This is a genomic window from Paenibacillus sp. EKM301P (assembly GCF_011800295.1).
Lineage (GTDB): Bacteria > Bacillota > Bacilli > Paenibacillales > Paenibacillaceae > Paenibacillus > Paenibacillus polymyxa.
Map to the genome: position 1 here is coordinate 327,535 of NZ_JAALFM010000002.1, position 17,412 is coordinate 344,946.

Here is a 17,412-nt window from a genome sequence, read left to right on the forward strand (position 1 = left end):
ATGAAATATCCCCCATCCTACTATCACCTAAAAGTCTTAGCCTGCTTGCTTCGAGCCTGTTTATCCACATTTTGAACGGTATATGTGGATAACTTTGTTCACAACTTGACAAATCCCATCATTATTCGGGCAGTATAAAATTTTCATGTTTTTTTGGTGGAACATGAAAATTCGTGAACAATTGTGACGAATCATGCGAGGAAATAAGATGCTGGCAATCATTCGCTCAAACTCCTGTATTTTATCCTCTTGAAATTCTATTTATATATATGTATAGCGCGGAATAAAAAAAGACACGACCCTGAATGTGTCGTGTCCTTCCTATTCGCTCAATTAAGTTTGAACAGACCACTCTTCCAGAGACAGCCCTGGATCAGCTTTCATGTCCAATGAGGTGAATTCTCCGCGCTTCCACTTGGCGTATGCCGCGGCACCGATCATCGCTGCGTTATCTGTACAGTATTTCATGGAGGGTACAAGCAGTTCGATGCCTTCACGCTCACAGCGTTCCCGCAATGCTGTACGTAGTCCACGATTAGCAGCAACACCGCCGCAAAGCAGCAGCTGCTTCGCACCGTATTCACGCATAGCACGAATCGCTTTTTCCACCAGCACCTCTACGACCGACTCTTGAAAGCCTCTTGCAATCGCTCCCGCATGAACGGTTTCTCCGCGCATTTTCGTCTGGTTAATTACATTTAGCACCGCCGATTTCAAGCCGCTAAAGCTAAAATCATAAGAATCCGGCTCCAGCCATGCACGCGGCAAAGTAACCACTTCCTCCGATTCATGGGCTACACGATCCACATGCGGACCGCCCGGATATGGAAATCCGATGGCTCGCGCTACTTTGTCGTAGGCTTCTCCAACCGCATCATCCCTTGTACGACCAATAAGTTGAAAATGGCCTTCGCATTCCATCAGCACCAGCTCGGTATGCCCTCCTGACACCACGAGAGCAATGCATGGATATACAATATCATGCTCCAACTGATTTGCATAAATATGTCCCGCAATGTGATGCGTTCCGATTAACGGTTTGCCGAACGCCATAGCAGCGCTCTTGGCGGCGACTATACCAACGAGCAATGCGCCAACCAGTCCTGGTCCTTGCGTCACGGCAACCGCTGAAATCTCACGGGGGCTGATTCCCGATGTTTGCATAGCCTCGTCCAGCATATAGGTAATGCTTTCTACATGTTTGCGCGACGCTACCTCTGGCACAACACCGCCAAAGGCTTTGTGTGTTTCAATCTGACTGGAGATCAGATTCGAAAGCACCTCTGTGCCATTTTTCACGACGGAAACAGCTGTTTCATCACAACTCGTTTCCACTGCCAGTATATAGCAAGGCTCGCTAGAGACAGAGCCTGTACCTGCTTTTTCCGCTTGCGTCATTGCTCCTGCACGCTTCCTTCCTGTTCACCGGATGCCCCGTGTGCGGGAATATCCGCCCACATAATCACGGCATCCTCGTTATTATCCGAATAATAGCCCTTGCGCACACCTGCGGGCTTAAAGCCCTTTTTCTCATACAAGCCCTGAGCGATCCGGTTCGTTACCCGTACCTCTAGGGTCATACGCTCCATCCCTAAATAAGATGCGGTCTGCATCAGCTCATCCAACAGCTTGTCTCCAAGCTTGCGTCCACGATAAGCCTCACGAACCGCAATATTCGTAATATGAGCCTCATCCATAATCGTCCACATGCCTGCGTAACCAATGGCTCGTCCATTAAGCTCCATAATCATATATTTAGCAAAATGATTCATCGTCAGTTCATTGCGGAAGGCTTCCTCCGTCCACGGCAGCGTGAACGCTTCATGCTCAATCTCCAGCACATCGGGGATGTCATCCAGTTGCATTAAGCGAAACTCAAGTTTCTCTTCCCGCTGTATGTTCTTTGCCATGTTGCTCACCGCCTCTTCAGCGCTGACGAAGCAGATTGGCTTCCGCCTCCGCCAGCTGGGTATAATTCGGAACCAGCGTATGTAGCTCGTCATATTCCTGACGAAGCAGCTTATCCGCCCCAAGGCGGCCAACCCATTTTCCTTCCAGCTCATAAGGCACGACACGAAGCTCGCTCCATGCACGCAAGCGCTCCGCTGTTTCGGCGTGAACCGCCGTTTCACCAACGAGCCAAATAACCGCAGGACGCTCCTCGGCAGGCAAAACCTCCAAACGTTGCAGCAAATCATCGGTCCACGCAGTCATCAACCGGATAGCATCCGCCTCTAACCGCTGCGGGCTACCGCTGTCGTTAACTGAATTCGCAGTGAACAGCCCCGTGTACACCTGACCACGGCGGGCATCCAGCACAGGCACAATCCAATCTGCTGCCTGCGCCCCAGACGAGTCGTTATTCGCAGACTCATGTTTACCTTCTTGCCCCTTCATTTCGATACCATGATTCCATCCACCCCAAGCCAAAGCCTGCAAAGTGGAAATGGATGTCACCGGAACCCCCCAGGCCCAAGCTAGTGTCTTGGCTGCGGTCACCGCGATTCGGATGCCAGTGTAAGATCCCGGTCCAACACCTACTGCAAGACCGTCCACATCATCGCGTGTCAGTCCTGCTTCGCTCAAAAGCCGTTCCAGCTCAGTAATGACATGCACCGAGTGATTGCGTTCGCCATAAACATTACTTTCTCCCAGCAGCTCTTTTCCGTTCATCAGGGCGGCCGCCATTACAGTCGTCGCTGTATCTAACGTCAAAAACCGCTCACGCGGCTTTTCATTTACATCTGTATGCTCTCTTTGCATGGTTCAAACTCCATTCTCCCGCAAGCTGCGGCACCATTGTTCATAAGGCTCGCCGTACCCGGTCAGGTGAATCAAGCGCTCCCCTACATCCGTTGTTTCTATATACATGTGAAGCCGCTGATTCGGCAACATATCCGGTATAATACTACCCCATTCCACCAGACATACTCCTGTCCCGTAAAAGTATTCGTCCAGCCCCAGATCCTCCGCCTCGTCCTGAGAGATACGGTATACATCCATATGATACAAAGGCAATCGGCCCTCGTACTCCTTAATGAGGGTGAAGGTTGGACTATTTACGATACCCGGCACCCCTAAATGGCTGGCAAAAGCCTTGGAAAAAGCAGTCTTGCCCGCTCCCAGATCTCCATCCAGCACAATCACGGTTCCGGGAACCGCTTGGGCTGCCAAAAAGCCTGCTAATGTCCCGGTCTGTGCCTCTGAGACAGAACGGAATACAAACTGTTCCTGCGAAATTGTCATCTCTTTTAATCACCTTTCGTCCGAATCGGACCGTTCCAACTTGTTCTTTATTATATAGTTCACCTTATGTCGCCGCAAGGCATGAAGACATGCTATTGTAAGTTAAGTGTTACACATAGGGAGGGAATCGAACTGATGGGACAAACCGTTTTACTCTTGATTGATGTTCAGCAGGCTATGTTCATGTATGATGAGAAGCTGTATCGTGAACAGGAAGTTGTAGCGCATTTGCAGCAGCTTTTAACCGAAGCCAGAGCTTCTGGTACACCGGTCATTTTCGTGCAGCATACCGATGAAGCGGATGAGGATTTCCGGGAAAACAGTCTAGGCTGGGCCATCGCAGACGTGGTGCGTCCTCTTCCTCAGGAACGAATTGTCCGAAAATCATCCTGGGACAGCTTCTACCAAACTGAATTGCGTGATGTGCTTCAGGGATTGGGGGCAAGCCAGCTGATTATTGCCGGAATGCAGACTGAATTTTGTCTCGACACGACTTGCCGAAGTGCCTATAGTCTGGGATACCAGAACAACGTGCTCGTATCGGATGCGCATAGTACATTTGATAGCAAGGTACTAAGCGGCGAACAAATCGTAGCTCATCACAATGCAGTGCTAGGTAATCGTTTTGCGCGTTTGCTCACGACGGCAGACGTACATTTTTCGTGAGCTGTTGAAGTAAAATTTTTACGTTCCAAGCCAATTGCTTTCAAGCAGTCGGCTTCTTTTTTGTTCACACGAGCAAATAAAAAAACACTGACGTCATAACGTCATTGCTATAGGTGGCCCAGACATATACGAATTGATATTTATCCGAATTCCAAGTGTATTCATTTGGATTGGCAACCTACTTTGCTTTTTTAGATGCTATAAGTCGGTTGCAAATTTACATATAGAGGGAGTTTCCCCCCTGCGATGAGCTAAATGAAATTTACCAAGAAATTTTTTTCACAGATTGATTTGCACTTTCTTATTTAACATAAAATTCAATTTTTGATCACAATTTTCAGAAAAATCAAGAAATTAACAGAAAACATTAGAATGACCTACTTATTGTGGACGATATGGCTCTATAAACATCTGTATTTGGATCTATGTAAAGATTTGAACATTGAGCAAAATCTGTATTAGAACTATGATAATTCTGGTTTTAATTTCCAGAAAGGAAAGAAGGCGATCGGACCGTCATACTCACTGTCTTAGGCACCATGATATGCCCGCATGTAAATGTATCTTGCAGTTTTTACGTTTCGTAGGTTAGGACCGGAATTACGAATGGAAGTGCAGTCATGGATGTATTGTGTCCTTGAACACAGCGAAAGGAATGTGAGTTTTTATGAAAAAAGTAGCTATAGTAAGCCCGTTGAGAACAGCGGTCGGTTCATTTAATAAAGCTCTTGCCCCCCTGAGCGCTCCTGAACTGGGAGCAACCGTGATGACAGCATGCCTTCAGCAAAGTAAATTAGAGCCTTCTTTGATTGATCAAATTTTTATGGGAAATGTTCTTCAAGCGGGCAATGGTCAAAATCCTGCCAGACAGGCGGCACTAAAAGCCGGTATCCCCATTGATGTACCCGAATCAACGATAAACACGGTTTGCGGTTCAGGACTCCATGCCGTCGCGTTAGCTTACGATTCCATATTGGCAGAACAAGGAAACATCGTCTTGGCCGGTGGCATGGAGAGCATGTCGAACGCCCCTTATCTGCTAAAAAATGCTAGAAACGGCTACAAGCTCGGTAACGGTGAATTGGTAGACTCCTTGGTGGCCGATGGCCTAACATGCCCGATCAACCATTACCATATGGGAATTACCGCCGAAAATGTTGCCGAAAAATATGGAATTTCAAGACTTGAGCAAGATGCATTTGCTTATGAAAGCCAGATAAAGGCTGTCGAAGCAAAAAACAACAAGGTTTTTGAAGAGCAAATTGTTCCGGTCATGATCAAAAACAAAAAAGAAACTACTTATTTCACAGAGGACGAACACATAAGAGGAAATACGACGAAAGAAAAACTTTCTCAGTTAAAACCTGCGTTTAAAGAGAACGGAACGGTTACTGCGGGAAACGCTTCGGGCATCAATGATGGTGCGGCGGCTATGCTAGTCGTGTCGGAAGACAAATGTAAGGAACATGCGTTAAAGCCGTTGGCATATATCAAGGGTTATTCGCTTGTTGGTGTTGACCCTGCATATATGGGAATGGGACCGGTAAAAGCCATTTCGTCACTGCTGAAGAAACAGGGAATGTCGATTGATGACATTGATCTCTTTGAAATTAATGAAGCGTTCGCTGCACAAGCACTAGCGGTGCAAAAAGAGCTGGGAGTCAGTCCGGAAAAGGTCAATGTCAATGGCGGCGCGATCGCAATCGGTCATCCTGTTGGTGCAAGCGGTGCTAGGGTATTGGTTACGTTAGTTCATGAAATGGTGCGCAGATCTTCACGTTACGGCGTAGTCTCATTATGCATCGGAACGGGAATGGGAATAGCAATGCTGGTTGAAAATGCACTCATTTAAAGTTCGTGTTCAATGATTGTTGAAATACCTCTTAAAAAGGAAGGGAGATCGCTATGAATCAAAAAGATGTACTTTCACTTCAATCCATGCCTGCGGCCAGCGGCAGTTATGGACGCCCGCCATGCCGCTTCATCAACCGGGAATTCTTCATTATTACCTATGAATCCGATCCCGCTGCGATAAGACAGGCGGTCCCGGAACCACTTCAGCCAGATGGAAGTAATACGGTCTCCTATGAATGGATCAAAATGCCCGATTCATCCGGTTTGGGAAGCTATGAGGAAAGCGGTATTGTCATTCCGTGTACTTTTCAGGGAGAACCGTGTAATTTTGTTGCCCAAATGTATTTGGATAATGCACCTGCTATTCTGGGGGGACGTGAAATCTGGGGATTTCCGAAAAAATGGGCGAAGCCTCGCCTGGTCGTTGAGGATACAGAGACGCTGACGGGTACATTGCATTACAATAACGTCCTGGTAGCTATGGGAACCACCCCTTTCAAATATAACGTGCTTGATGAAAACGAAACGGCTAAAGCCATCGCAAAAACGCAAGTTAATTTAAAATTAATTCCTGATGTGGACGGCACCCCTAAAATTGCTCAGTTAGTGGCGTATAATCTCGAAGATATTACTGTAAAAGGAGCCTGGTCAGGGCCTGCCAGATTAAGCTTGATCCCCCATGTCAATGCTCCTGTGGCAGATTTGCCGGTTAAAACTTATGTTGGCGGAAAACATTTTATTGCCGATTTAACGCTTCCATATGGAAGAGTCCTATACGATTATCTCCAATAAAGTTTGCTTTCCTAAAAATAGATAAGGAGACGGAACCATGAATAAAAAAGTAAACTCCGCTGAAGAAGCAGTTAAGAAAATTAAAGACGGAGACACGGTGATGGTTGGAGGTTTTATGCAAGGAGGCATTCCGGAGGAGCTGGTGCGTGCGCTTGTCGACTCAAATTCCGCTGATAATCTTACGATCATTTCCAATGACACAGGCACACCGGAATTATCTATTTATAGACTTGTGAAAAGTGGCAGAGTCAAACGGATTTTTGCATCCTATATCGGCTCCAATCCGGAAACGGGAAGACTCCTGATGACGAAAGAAGCGGATGTTCAACTCTTCCCGCAAGGGACGCTCGCTGAAAAAATACGCGCAGGCGGAGCTGGTTTGGGTGGTATTTTAACCCCCGTAGGTGTAGGCACCATTGTAGAGGAAGGAAAAAAGAAAATCAAAATTGACGAAAGAGAATATCTGCTCGAACTACCGCTCAAAGCCGATGTGGCGCTTATCAGAGCCCATAAAGCTGATGAAGCAGGGAACCTTGTCATCAACGGCTCTTCACGCAACTTCAATTTGGTGATGGCTACCGCAGCCGAGTATGTAGTTGCTCAGACAGACGAATACGTGAAAGCGGGGGAAATCGACCCCAATCATATCAACGTTCCCGGAATATTTGTCGACGCGATTGTAAAGGTGGGTGGAGACAATGAATAATAGAGAATTGATTATTAGAAGAATAGCCCAAGAATTCAAAGATGGTGAAGTGGTTAATCTTGGTATTGGATTGCCTACCATGGCGGTGGACTACATCCCCGAAAACGTTAATATTATGCTGCAGGCGGAGAACGGAATCGTCGGCGTTGGCCCCAAAGCAGCTCCGGGAAAAGAAAGACTCGATTGTATCGATTCAGGCGGAAACTACGTTACAACCGTGAAAGGAGCCTGCTTTATTGACAGTGCGCTTTCATTTTCCATCATACGTGGAGGGCATGTGGACGTCACCGTTTTGGGTGCCCTGGAGGTCGATGAAAAAGGCAACCTTGCAAACTGGATGATCCCCGGGAAAAAGGTGCCGGGCATGGGTGGGGCCATGGATTTGGTGGTTGGAGCCAAGAGAGTGATTGTAGCCATGGAGCATGTGAACAAAAATGGGGCGCCGAAAATACTGAAACAATGCAAGCTGCCCCTAACCGCTGTAAATGTGGTAAAGACCATTGTAACCGAAAAAGGTGTCATTGATGTTATTCCGGGTAAAGGGCTGATGCTCAAGGAAATTGCTCCAGGTTTGTCGGTGGAAGATGTTCAAATGGCGACAGAGGCTGAGTTGATGGTTTCTCCACATTTGAAGACCATTGCAGTGTAAAAAATCAGTTCCACCTTCAAATTAACTTGTCTGGCGTTTAACTTGTCTTCACAATCGCATTCATTATATAAAATAAGGTTCGCTAATTGCTCATTGAGCAATTGCGAGCCTTTTTAGGTTGGAGCCTCTCTTCTATTGTTCTTCCAGTCGATCTACACGAACGGTTTGTGTATCACCAGGTCTGCTGCCGATCTGTACCGTTGCCATACCATTCGCTTCATCTACATGCTCAATCCAAATCGGTTTGCCATCCAATTGGACGGCAATCGTTTCGGATGAATCATAAATGGCTTTTGCTCGTTCCACGTTCATGCTGTTCTCCTCCTCTTTTTTTTGTGCAAAATTCAAAATATAGGTCACCTAGTCTTCGTCTATAATCCGTTCCACATCCAATGAAGGAAAGCTATGAGAAGGCGATGTTGAAACTACAGCCTCCATATCCACATGAGCAACAGCTACGGGAAAAGGCGGCGGCGTTCCATGTGAAAGAGCAAACTCGGGCGGCAATGCATCCTGTTCGCCTCCAGCAGGCCCTCGAAAGGCAATGTGACTTTGTCCCACACGATGACTGATCTGCTGAGGATAGGGTTTTCTAGGCATCAGTTGTATACCTCCTTTGAATCGGATATGGCTTAACATTCACCAAAAAAACCGAAACCATGCGCAAGTGAAAGCAATTCGCAGCCTTCATTTGCATCTCATACAATCTTTTGTACGAAGCATACTAAGTGAAAAATGAAATGCTCACAGCCCGGGTGCCCGGAATCGAAATATGAAATATGCGGATTAAAAAAAGGAGGACTGGCGGTATGCATACGGTCTGGAAAGGCGCGATCAGCTTCGGGCTGGTTCATGTGCCAGTTAAAATGTTCTCAGCAACTGAGGACAAGGACATTTCCATGCGTTATATTCACAAGGAGTGTGGGAGCCCATTAAGCTACGTACGGAAATGCCCTGTTTGTGATAAGGAGGTTGAATGGGAGGAAATTGGAAAAGGGTACGAATATGAAAAAGGCAAATTTGTCATGTTCGACAAGGAAGAACTGGAGCAAGTTAGCGGACAAGCCGATAAAAATATCGTAATTTTGGACTTTGTGGATTTACAGGAAATTGATCCGATCTACTTTCAAAAAACGTATTATTTGTCCCCGGATCAGGCTGGCTCGAATGCGTATAAGCTACTCATGAATGCAATGAAGGATACCGGGAAAATCGGAATTGCCCAAATCTCCATCCGCTCAAAAAGTAGTCTGGCAGCCATTCGCGTGCTGGATGAATGCTTGGCGGTGGAGACCATGTTTTATCCAGACGAAATCCGTCCCATTGCTCAAGTTCCCAACTTACCTGGACAGGAGGAGGTTAAAGAGAAAGAGCTGACCATGGCAAAAATGCTGATTGAGCAGCTATCTACCCCTTTTGATGCAGCAAAGTATACGGATCAGTACCGCGAGCGTCTGCTGGATCTTATCCAGCATAAAGTAGCTGGCGAAGAGGTGCGAATTGCCCCAACACAGCCTCAGACTAATGTGGTTGATTTAATGGCTGCCCTCCAAGCCAGTATTGAGGCAGTGAAGCCTGTCGTTACCGATCCTGGTCCTGCTGCGAAAAAACGTCCTTCGCGTAAACCAGCAGCCGTGACAGCACAGCAGGCTGTGGCAGGCGACGCCCTCACTCCGACTCCAGTCAAAAAGAAAAGGAGCCCTGCTAAACGTAAAGAAACGTGAGCTTTACAGGAAAGGAAATAACTAAATGTAGAGACAGAAAATTTTCATTTAGGGGGATGGGATGTGTTTCTACCCCACATCCCCTTTAATTTGAAAACACTTATTCCATCTAATGACCCTTTAATGGAATAACATGACTGACATTTTTAATCAACTCTATTGACACTTAACACTACCATCAATACTACACTTCGTTGAGCCACATTATTACAAATTTATTGATGTAGTTGAGATGGACTCACTTTTTGAATTTGAACAAGTATATCAAACGATTTACCTAATGATATATCAACAGTTTTTGGTATATTAGGGCCTTCCGTAGTTATTCCAGCGAAAATTGGATGTTGTTGGTTTAACCAAGTTTTTGTCACTCCGTTCGTCTTACGTAAATCTATAATAAATTGATCTTTTTTGACATGTCCAAAGATGTAGTTATAGCTGTTAGGATCATCTGATTTTAATGTTCCATATGGGCCAAATTCACCGTCATTATTGTAGACATTATATTGCCCTTCGTAAACTGATGTTCCAATAGATACATACCATTTTCCATAATATTCCGCTAAATGCTGCCCAGCTACTTTAGGGTATATAAAAGGAATCATATTTGTTTTCGAAACGTGTCCGTTATGTCCCCAAACAATGGTTTTTCCTAAATGTTCTTCAGTCCACTTCGCATTTTCATACATTGCAATATCATGTTTCAAAAAAAGGTCGGATGGTTTATCAGGTGGTGACGCTAACATTGTAGTAAATTGTTCAATAATACGGGCATTTTGTTTTATCCATGCGAACTCTCTGGATTTTCCATTTAGATAGCTTTTATTTTGTTCTAATAAAGCACTGATTTGTTTAGCATCTGAAATATACTTTTCTTTTTCCTTTTGCGTAAGGCTGCCAAAGGTATCCATATCCTTTGTTACAGGAATAAGCCCTCTTATCTTCTTTTCGACTCTAGGCACAAGATCTGAATTGTTTCTTTTTATATATTCTACTATATTATTATAAACATTCTCGTTTACTGATTGAATATCCATCCCAATGACACGCACTTTAGATTTATGTTTTGGATTAGCATTATATTGCCGAATCCAACTAAGTAGATGTAACATTTCTTTCGTCTTAAATGCAGGTGATAGATGTTGGTTTGGGTTTCCCTTACCAGTAAGAACATATCGATCAAGTTCCAAAGCTCTGTCCCATCCCTCTTCTAAAACTAAGTTGGTAAAGCCCTTTTCAGATACTAAATAATTAACAATGCGGTGTTTCATTGTATAAACTTCATGAGCCCCATGTGTAGCTTCACCTAAACCTACAATTGAAGCTGAACCTACCATATTCTTAAGTGGTTTTAAATCATTAAGAGGTGCAGTTGGATTCGTTGTTTTTAAAGGCTTTGCATGCGCTTCTAACCATTCTGCTATTTGATTTGTATTGTAGGGAGCTGTAACAGAAACTACTGTTTTCGAATCTGCATAAGTACTTCCTACAAAATTAGCCAGCATTATAGCAGAAGCACCAAGTGCAATAATCATTTTCTTTTTCATAAAAACCTCCTGAAATACTTACTTATTATTTTTCTAAATTCTCTAAAAATCCCCTTTAACCATCAATTTAAAATTCGGCATTCACCTCATGGATTTTTTTGAAGTACGACTCTTTCTGCATACAAGCATATTGGGTCGTCTTCAGTAATCCAATTGTCACTCACTCGCTATCATTTAAGCTAGTTACAAATCTTCACTATTTCATGTGACATGCAATGCTCGCTAACGTAATGATCAGCGCCAACATGTCACAAAGAAAATGATGACATGTTGATGACAAAGATGACAGCTGTGCGGTTAGTATGGAGCAGTACCATCAATAAAGGCGTGCATCGATATTAATATCGATGCACGCCATTTGTTAAAAAGGGGGGTTGTTATTTAGCTTTTTGTCATTTCCGTATTTCAAAATCATTTATCAAGTCTTTATAAGTCGTCTTCATTTCTTGTGTGAAAAGATCCCCGTGAGGCTTACGGATTAGACATGGGTATGCCAAAATGGATAAAGATTTGACCTCGTTAATTTCAGTACTCTTCAAACTGAAGCTTTGTATTACTTTATATTCTGGAACATAAGGATCAGAATAAAAAATATTAGCGCCTTTTTGTTGCAAAATTTTTAGTATATTTATGGAGGGTGACTCTCTTATGACTAAGGGGCGGCGCTGACAGTGCTTTGATACGAAAGTAGCTGACTGAACGCCCCTCGCTCCTCTTCTACCAGTTGGTGGTAGTTCCCCTGCTGTATGACCTCGCCTTGATCCAGAACAACAATTTGATCTGCATGTCTGATCGTTGACAGACGGTGAGCGATCACGATCAACGTCATTTGACCTTTCATCCGTTCCAATGCTGCCTGAATTGCAGCCTCGTGCTCACCATCCAGTGCACTTGTCGCTTCATCCAGGATGAGTACAGGAGGATGATGCAAAATAGCCCGCGCTAATACCAGCCGTTGACGCTCTCCCCCGGAAAGACGGATCCCGCGATCACCAATGACCGTGTCCAGCCCTTCAGGCAGTCTGGATACAAAGTTGTCTGCGGCTGCAAAATGTAGCGCCTCCCATAGCTGCTGTTCACTGGCATCCTTATCAGCCAGCTTCAAATTTTCGCGGACGGTCGCATGGAACAGAAATGGGTCCTGTGACACGTAACCAAACGACTGCCGCCACCGCGGCAGCAATTCGTCATCCAGCACATGACCATCGATTTTAATCTGTCCCCCCGTTGGGCGTAAAAAACCCATTAGAACATCGACCATTGTGCTTTTGCCTGCTCCTGATTTCCCTACAATGGCAGTCATTCCCCGGGCAGGTATCAACAAATTAATATGCCGTAGGGCAGGCTCTGCCGCACCCTCGTAGCAATAATCCAAATGGCAGCATTCTATTCCATTACGAAAGGATAGGGGTTGCCGTGCAGATGTAGATGACAAATGATATACGGATGAATCGAATGGGACATGATTCTCAGAGGATGTAAACCCAATTATAGAAGGATCTGAGAAAGCCTCGCATTCCCGTTGCACTTTAGTTACACTCTCAAAAGCAGAGATCATAGACATGATATACTCCAGGCTCGCTTGAATAAGGGCAAACCTGGGCCATAAGCGGGAAAATATAAGGATGAGCACGATCAGTTTTTCAGGTGTAACATGCAGCCACTGGAGCGACACAAATAGGACACTAACGACAAAAACAGCTGCCGCTATGCGATGAAAAAACTGTGTGGTCGCATTTTGCCGAACAAACTGAGTCGTATTATCCTCCATGCGCTGCGTCAGGGAGCGAAACCAATGAATATTCGCTGCTTCCAGCAGATTGCTTTTAATATCTTTCATCCCGTTCATATGATCCGTAATTCCGGCAAAATAAATCTGTGACAGCTCAGTGGTACGGTCACCTAATTGTTTGGCATTTCGGATGGAGCGACGGAACACGACAAACAGCGCCAAGCCACTCAGAAACACCAGCCCGGTTAAAGAAGGGGATAGCCAAAAAGCCAGCGCAATCTGGATTAGCGTAAACATGACGGCCGTGGTCAGTTGAAGAAGCAAATTCGTTCCCTGACTGACACGCGCCAGCTCGGTCGTCATCACGTGGCTAAAATCAGATTTACGCTGACGCAAATAAAAAGCCCACTGCGCCTTCATAAAGGAAGTGTATACGTCTATTCGAAGGGAGCGCATAAAACGCTGCTGAATCCGTGAGTTAAGAATGGACTGGTAACGCTGAAGCCAAGCCTGCCCGGTAAGCAGCATGACGAAAAACATTAGCATCCCCGGCAACAGCCAGCTTTTAGGAATGTACGGCAAAAAATAATCAAATCCATCCGACAGAAATGGCATCTCTGAATGACCGCCAAATACGCCGATGGCCGCCAGCATAGGAACAAGCATATAAATGCCGACACCCTCCAGTAGGCTGACGATCATCATACATCCAATATTAAGAAATAACGCCCCGCCGTTCACGCTATACAGCTTGGTCATATATAATCGCAGGTGAGTCATCATGTACACTCCTTATCGGGTTAGTGCTTTGAAAATCGACGTTTTAGCCAAAGAAATGGACGTAAAGGAATATACAAAAAATGCAGCTGGCGAGGCAGTGGGCAAATGACTGAATCCCTCGTAGAAGGAAACAAACGGCTGATGAGATACCATAGTCTGTGTCTTGGCTCCTTTAAGGAAAGCAAGTAAGCGCGGCTAACCGGCAGAGGAGTAAACGCTGTTGTTGTAGCTCCAGCAATGGCTGGACTGGAGGCGACTGTAGCAGCACCTACAGGCTTGGCAAGGCTACTTACAGCAGTGTTCACTATATTCACCGGGTCACCAAGGATGCTGCTGGCATCTTTCGATATGCCAGCAGCACTACTGACGGCGTACAGAACAGCTTCGCCCGAGGTTCCGTTAGCTGAAATACCGCCATCCGAAGGGGCGGTATTCATTGACTCGGTCAAAGCTACGCTGGGCAATAGCTCTGACCGAGCGAGTCTGCCTGTACCCGCCCCATTGGCAACCGGGTACGGCGCAGGGACGCTGGCCTGCATAAAAGCCAGCGCGCTCAGCGCAAGCCTGTGCGCCTGCCGGGTAGCCGATATCGGACGCATCGGCTCCGGGATCGGCGTACCGAACAGCGCAGCGGCCAGTGCCCAAGCCTGCCCGCCCGCGGGCAGGCCTCCGTAACGGCGCATTTGCGGCAGTAGCGCCCTCCAATCGACAGCACGTACCGCAAGCCTGTCGATGTCAACCAACCAGCGCAGCCTGAACCAGCCGTGACGCGCTCCGTGTGCGCTGAGGTACAGAAATTGATGCTCGCTGCCAAGCGTATACATGCAGGATGTCGTCACATTCCTGCTGTCGGCAGAAGTCGCTGGTGCCATCTGACTGGCTCGAACTGCTGGGGCTTTACCCATTTGCCGGCAGTCCCAAAGCTCATCAAAGGAGGGCTCCCGCCCCCCATCCGGGTGAAGCCGCCAGTGCAGCTCGACTTCGACCCTCTTTTGCGGATGTAAGAAGGAGGCATGATGATCCTTCCACTTCCAGCTGCCAAGGACGCGCACTTCTCCGCTTTTGGACGCATACCCAGCTTCCTTCATCCAGTGCTCCGCTTCATCCATGTCATCCGGGGCAATAAGTAAATCAATGTCTTTAGAGGTACGCAGGGAAACATCCCCGTACAATTGCTGCGCCAGAGCAGGACCCTTCAACATCAGCACACGAATTCCATGAGCTGTGAGCAGCCTGGTCAGACGCTCGGCTTCTGCTTGAAGATGGAGCATGCGCAGCGTGTTTCGATGATATTGCGCCTGAAGGTTTCGCAGCAATTCTGCGGGAATGAACGGGTGATTCAACGTTTTCAGCTGGAGATACACCGTAGGTATCACACGATGGTGTTCTGTCAGACGCAGCAAGCGGGACCAATCGATCTCCTGCAACTGGAAAGCAGTCATCGTATTCTGCCATAGATTGACGTCTTTACGAAGTAGAGAGAGTAACAACGTTAATTCTTGATCCTCATTCCAATTCGCAAGTTCCAAAATAGACTTGGTGGTCATGGATTCTTCTCCTTCGATTCTTTGAACGTTCTTTGTTCCTTTTATATCGCACTAAAACTAAAACAGAGAACTGCCTTTATCCGCTGTCCTCGTATTTGTAGCTGTCCCAGCACGTCTCCCGAATATTCCCACCACGGTAAACGCTCCCATCTCCCGTTCTCCCGTAACATAGATCGGCCCACTCCGTACCCATGCATGTGCTGCCAATTGTCCCGCAGCATTTTTGGCTGTGCCCAGATACAGTGTACAGTCCAGTTTTCTGCGTACCAGCAACGTCATAGCGGCAGCGGCTTGTACAAGACAGCTACTGCGCCAAGGAGTATAACGGCTGGCTACATCCACAGCTTGTGAAATGTGACGGATAGACTTCTCCTGCCCGACCTCGCACTGCCAAGAAGTTTCTTCCATACATGTCCCCCAAGCCCCTGAGTAATCTCCAAAAGAACGACGCTGGCGAAATCTCGCGCATCCCAGCTCCAGCCAGGCTTCCGGCAACAATCTCCTGACCTCTGGAGACAAGAGAAGAAGCCGTTGTATCCGCATGTTAGTCCAACTCCCGTAGGAGCCTCAGCAATCCTTCCCGCTCCAATTCAGCTACAAAGGTATGCACCTGCTGTCTGCACTGTTCCTCGTCCACTTCATATTCATTCGTCAGGACAGTTACAATATCTTCAATTGAAGGGCTGAATTCTGCCAATTCCCAAATCCGTCCTCCTGTGAAGCCCAAATTATAATACTTTCCCGTATGAATACTCATCATCACTTTTTCTCCGTCCATATCACTTACATAGACCTCTTCACCATACGTGATGCGATAATGATCCTTAGCTGGATTAATGGCTGCCATAACTCTTTTCCTCCTTATGAATGAGTTCAAGTACGCGTTGTACAACCTCGGACGCCGTAAAAAAGGAGCTATCCCTCAGCAGCCGCCAGCCTTCCACTTTCCGAGCCATCCGGGCCGCTGTATCAAAATACCATTCACCCAAACCCATTCGCGAAATGATCGCCCTACGATATGTATGCTGTAGTAATGTATGCAAGCACTCCAGTTTGTTCAAGGGCTGTTCCGTAACCACCACTGGCTCCCCTTCACGCATCGACTCACGGTTGGGAGAATCGCTCACAAGCTCGAATACACCGCTCAGGGGAAGCGGATCGTTATAAAATTCGTCCACAGCAGGCACGGCATATTTATTGAGCTCACCTGCAATCCTACGCAAATCTTGGTATTGTGCCCTTACAGGATTACCGTCAGTTAGGGAAAGAACATGCTTTCTTTGCCGTACATGCTTGTTCTCCCGTAATGCCTCCAATTGAAGCAAGCTTTCCAGTCCCAGCTTCTGCTGCGGATATGCCGGATATACGATGGCTGCGGAAGCTGTCACGTTTATAGCAATCACATCATCACTGATCATCTGATAGCCAGCCTGTCTAAAGGCAGCAGCCAGCGTCGATTTTCCCGTGCCGGATTCACCTACAAATGCATAGACCCGACCTCCGATGACGACCGCACTTCCGTGAATAGGTAAAACCCGTTTTTGCAACAGTAGAACACCCATGCATGTGCCCAGTACAAACAACCGCACGGTGTCAGGATCAGCCCCAGGCAACATACTTACCTCGATTTCCTTGCCTCCCCTGATGGCATAAATGGCCGTGTCCGGTATTAGGAACATAAAGCGTTCACCCTGCATTACAAAATTGGCCTGCTCCAGTTGGTCCCTCCATGCTGACAAATCAACCTGCCGGATGACCACATCCTCTACCAATCCCGGTTCTGCTGGGATCAGCTCAGGCAGAGTCAGCTCACTGGCAATCCTGAGTCCAAAGGCTGTATATTTCACCCAACTGTTATGGGCACTCCTGTCATGCGCGATAGGACTCACTCCCTGTTCTTAAAATTCCGTCTTTATTTCTTCCGGTCCAACCTAACCCGAATGAAATAAAGACGGCTCATGATCAGTAAGCTATTTGGATCTCAGCCCAACATCGGCTCATGTATAATTATCTTCCGTTAGCTCGGATTATACAGATCGGCATCATGGTCTGACACCCAATCAATCTGTTTCCAGCCTTTACCCGCCATAGTCTGGTTAATATCCAGCACCTCAATCGTCGGTTCCTGCCATTCTTTTTTACTCATCTCATCACCTCCCCTCCCACGAA

19 protein-coding genes are annotated in these 17,412 nt (G+C 46.6%); 6 read left to right on the forward strand and 13 right to left on the reverse strand.

What is annotated here, in order from left to right:
* Positions 1-333: 333 nt before the first annotated feature.
* Genes tsaD through tsaE form a run of 4 tightly spaced genes read right to left on the reverse strand, consistent with a single transcriptional unit; the run spans position 334 to position 3,246 of the window.
* Positions 334-1,398 (reverse strand): tRNA (adenosine(37)-N6)-threonylcarbamoyltransferase complex transferase subunit TsaD, encoded by a 1,065-nt coding sequence (tsaD, locus tag HFD99_RS06990; protein ID WP_123796895.1) that lies wholly within the window; start codon positions 1,396-1,398, stop codon positions 334-336.
* Positions 1,395-1,910, reverse strand: a complete 516-nt coding sequence (gene rimI, locus HFD99_RS06995; RefSeq protein ID WP_102998560.1) for a ribosomal protein S18-alanine N-acetyltransferase — start codon at positions 1,908-1,910, stop codon at positions 1,395-1,397. Before rimI ends, tsaD begins: the two co-directional genes overlap by 4 nt.
* 16 nt (positions 1,911-1,926) lie before the next feature.
* Positions 1,927-2,763, reverse strand: a complete 837-nt coding sequence (tsaB, locus tag HFD99_RS07000; RefSeq protein ID WP_167440841.1) for a tRNA (adenosine(37)-N6)-threonylcarbamoyltransferase complex dimerization subunit type 1 TsaB — start codon at positions 2,761-2,763, stop codon at positions 1,927-1,929.
* Positions 2,764-2,766: 3 nt separating this feature from the next.
* Positions 2,767-3,246: a tRNA (adenosine(37)-N6)-threonylcarbamoyltransferase complex ATPase subunit type 1 TsaE gene (tsaE, locus tag HFD99_RS07005; protein WP_016821205.1), complete on the reverse strand. Its 480-nt coding sequence runs from the start codon at positions 3,244-3,246 to the stop codon at positions 2,767-2,769.
* A 135-nt stretch (positions 3,247-3,381) separates the two neighbouring features.
* On the opposite strand from tsaE, the gene HFD99_RS07010 reads away from it, so the two are divergent.
* The 5 genes from HFD99_RS07010 to HFD99_RS07030 all read left to right on the forward strand — a co-directional run bounded on the left by HFD99_RS07010 (position 3,382) and on the right by HFD99_RS07030 (position 7,913).
* Positions 3,382-3,912 (forward strand): cysteine hydrolase family protein, encoded by a 531-nt coding sequence (locus HFD99_RS07010; protein ID WP_016821206.1) that lies wholly within the window; start codon positions 3,382-3,384, stop codon positions 3,910-3,912.
* 667 nt (positions 3,913-4,579) lie between these two features.
* Positions 4,580-5,764, forward strand: coding sequence for an acetyl-CoA C-acetyltransferase (locus HFD99_RS07015; protein WP_167440842.1), 1,185 nt, complete (start codon positions 4,580-4,582; stop codon positions 5,762-5,764).
* Positions 5,765-5,817: 53 nt separating this feature from the next.
* Entirely contained in the window at positions 5,818-6,558 is a 741-nt protein-coding gene (locus HFD99_RS07020; protein WP_167440843.1) for an acetoacetate decarboxylase, read from the forward strand.
* Between the two features lie 37 nt (positions 6,559-6,595).
* Positions 6,596-7,264 (forward strand): CoA transferase subunit A, encoded by a 669-nt coding sequence (locus tag HFD99_RS07025; protein ID WP_102998565.1) that lies wholly within the window; start codon positions 6,596-6,598, stop codon positions 7,262-7,264.
* Positions 7,257-7,913, forward strand: coding sequence for a 3-oxoacid CoA-transferase subunit B (locus HFD99_RS07030; RefSeq protein WP_013369865.1), 657 nt, complete (start codon positions 7,257-7,259; stop codon positions 7,911-7,913). Before HFD99_RS07025 ends, HFD99_RS07030 begins: the two co-directional genes overlap by 8 nt.
* A gap of 132 nt (positions 7,914-8,045) precedes the next feature.
* Here the strand turns inward: HFD99_RS07030 and HFD99_RS07035 are convergent, their stop codons facing one another.
* Both HFD99_RS07035 and HFD99_RS07040 read right to left on the reverse strand, forming a co-directional pair.
* On the reverse strand, positions 8,046-8,225 hold the full coding sequence (locus HFD99_RS07035) for an H-type small acid-soluble spore protein (protein ID WP_013369864.1): 180 nt from the start codon (positions 8,223-8,225) through the stop codon (positions 8,046-8,048).
* A gap of 48 nt (positions 8,226-8,273) precedes the next feature.
* On the reverse strand, positions 8,274-8,513 hold the full coding sequence (locus HFD99_RS07040; protein WP_013369863.1) for a hypothetical protein: 240 nt from the start codon (positions 8,511-8,513) through the stop codon (positions 8,274-8,276).
* A 209-nt stretch (positions 8,514-8,722) separates the two neighbouring features.
* On the opposite strand from HFD99_RS07040, the gene ku reads away from it, so the two are divergent.
* Positions 8,723-9,637, forward strand: coding sequence for a non-homologous end joining protein Ku (gene ku, locus HFD99_RS07045; protein WP_167440844.1), 915 nt, complete (start codon positions 8,723-8,725; stop codon positions 9,635-9,637).
* Between the two features lie 215 nt (positions 9,638-9,852).
* Here ku and HFD99_RS07050 read toward each other — a convergent pair whose 3' ends face one another.
* The 7 genes from HFD99_RS07050 to HFD99_RS07080 all read right to left on the reverse strand — a co-directional run bounded on the left by HFD99_RS07050 (position 9,853) and on the right by HFD99_RS07080 (position 17,389).
* Positions 9,853-11,184: an erythromycin esterase family protein gene (locus tag HFD99_RS07050; protein ID WP_167440845.1), complete on the reverse strand. Its 1,332-nt coding sequence runs from the start codon at positions 11,182-11,184 to the stop codon at positions 9,853-9,855.
* 652 nt (positions 11,185-11,836) lie between these two features.
* Positions 11,837-13,696, reverse strand: coding sequence for an ABC transporter ATP-binding protein (locus tag HFD99_RS07055; RefSeq protein WP_167440858.1), 1,860 nt, complete (start codon positions 13,694-13,696; stop codon positions 11,837-11,839).
* Between the two features lie 20 nt (positions 13,697-13,716).
* Positions 13,717-15,243, reverse strand: a complete 1,527-nt coding sequence (locus HFD99_RS07060; RefSeq protein WP_167440846.1) for a nucleotidyltransferase family protein — start codon at positions 15,241-15,243, stop codon at positions 13,717-13,719.
* Positions 15,244-15,300: 57 nt separating this feature from the next.
* A complete protein-coding gene (locus HFD99_RS07065) occupies positions 15,301-15,786 on the reverse strand; it encodes a lasso peptide biosynthesis B2 protein (protein ID WP_025364274.1) in 486 nt (161 codons plus the stop codon).
* Position 15,787: 1 nt separating this feature from the next.
* Positions 15,788-16,090: a lasso peptide biosynthesis PqqD family chaperone gene (locus tag HFD99_RS07070; protein ID WP_017426480.1), complete on the reverse strand. Its 303-nt coding sequence runs from the start codon at positions 16,088-16,090 to the stop codon at positions 15,788-15,790.
* Positions 16,077-17,132, reverse strand: coding sequence for a dephospho-CoA kinase (locus HFD99_RS07075; RefSeq protein ID WP_025364273.1), 1,056 nt, complete (start codon positions 17,130-17,132; stop codon positions 16,077-16,079). Before HFD99_RS07075 ends, HFD99_RS07070 begins: the two co-directional genes overlap by 14 nt.
* A 128-nt stretch (positions 17,133-17,260) precedes the next feature.
* The gene (locus HFD99_RS07080) at positions 17,261-17,389 is read right to left on the reverse strand and encodes a paeninodin family lasso peptide (RefSeq protein ID WP_013369856.1); all 129 of its coding nucleotides are present in this window, start codon (positions 17,387-17,389) and stop codon (positions 17,261-17,263) included.
* Positions 17,390-17,412: the final 23 nt, after the last annotated feature.

Excerpts from the sequence above, each read along its gene's own strand:
- tsaB (WP_167440841.1), bottom strand. The coding sequence starts at position 2,763 with ATGCAAAGAGAGCATACAGATGTAAATGAAAAGCCGCGTGAGCGGTTT.
- tsaE (WP_016821205.1), bottom strand. The coding sequence starts at position 3,246 with ATGACAATTTCGCAGGAACAGTTTGTATTCCGTTCTGTCTCAGAGGCA.
- rimI (WP_102998560.1), bottom strand. The coding sequence starts at position 1,910 with ATGGCAAAGAACATACAGCGGGAAGAGAAACTTGAGTTTCGCTTAATG.
- HFD99_RS07050 (WP_167440845.1), bottom strand. The coding sequence starts at position 11,184 with ATGAAAAAGAAAATGATTATTGCACTTGGTGCTTCTGCTATAATGCTG.
- HFD99_RS07040 (WP_013369863.1), bottom strand. The coding sequence starts at position 8,513 with ATGCCTAGAAAACCCTATCCTCAGCAGATCAGTCATCGTGTGGGACAA.
- HFD99_RS07070 (WP_017426480.1), bottom strand. The coding sequence starts at position 16,090 with ATGGCAGCCATTAATCCAGCTAAGGATCATTATCGCATCACGTATGGT.
- ku (WP_167440844.1), top strand. The coding sequence starts at position 8,723 with ATGCATACGGTCTGGAAAGGCGCGATCAGCTTCGGGCTGGTTCATGTG.
- HFD99_RS07060 (WP_167440846.1), bottom strand. The coding sequence starts at position 15,243 with ATGACCACCAAGTCTATTTTGGAACTTGCGAATTGGAATGAGGATCAA.
- HFD99_RS07055 (WP_167440858.1), bottom strand. The coding sequence starts at position 13,696 with ATGACTCACCTGCGATTATATATGACCAAGCTGTATAGCGTGAACGGC.
- HFD99_RS07080 (WP_013369856.1), bottom strand. The coding sequence starts at position 17,389 with ATGAGTAAAAAAGAATGGCAGGAACCGACGATTGAGGTGCTGGATATT.
- HFD99_RS07015 (WP_167440842.1), top strand. The coding sequence starts at position 4,580 with ATGAAAAAAGTAGCTATAGTAAGCCCGTTGAGAACAGCGGTCGGTTCA.
- HFD99_RS07030 (WP_013369865.1), top strand. The coding sequence starts at position 7,257 with ATGAATAATAGAGAATTGATTATTAGAAGAATAGCCCAAGAATTCAAA.
- HFD99_RS07035 (WP_013369864.1), bottom strand. The coding sequence starts at position 8,225 with ATGAACGTGGAACGAGCAAAAGCCATTTATGATTCATCCGAAACGATT.
- HFD99_RS07065 (WP_025364274.1), bottom strand. The coding sequence starts at position 15,786 with ATGCGGATACAACGGCTTCTTCTCTTGTCTCCAGAGGTCAGGAGATTG.
- tsaD (WP_123796895.1), bottom strand. The coding sequence starts at position 1,398 with ATGACGCAAGCGGAAAAAGCAGGTACAGGCTCTGTCTCTAGCGAGCCT.
- HFD99_RS07025 (WP_102998565.1), top strand. The coding sequence starts at position 6,596 with ATGAATAAAAAAGTAAACTCCGCTGAAGAAGCAGTTAAGAAAATTAAA.
- HFD99_RS07020 (WP_167440843.1), top strand. The coding sequence starts at position 5,818 with ATGAATCAAAAAGATGTACTTTCACTTCAATCCATGCCTGCGGCCAGC.
- HFD99_RS07010 (WP_016821206.1), top strand. The coding sequence starts at position 3,382 with ATGGGACAAACCGTTTTACTCTTGATTGATGTTCAGCAGGCTATGTTC.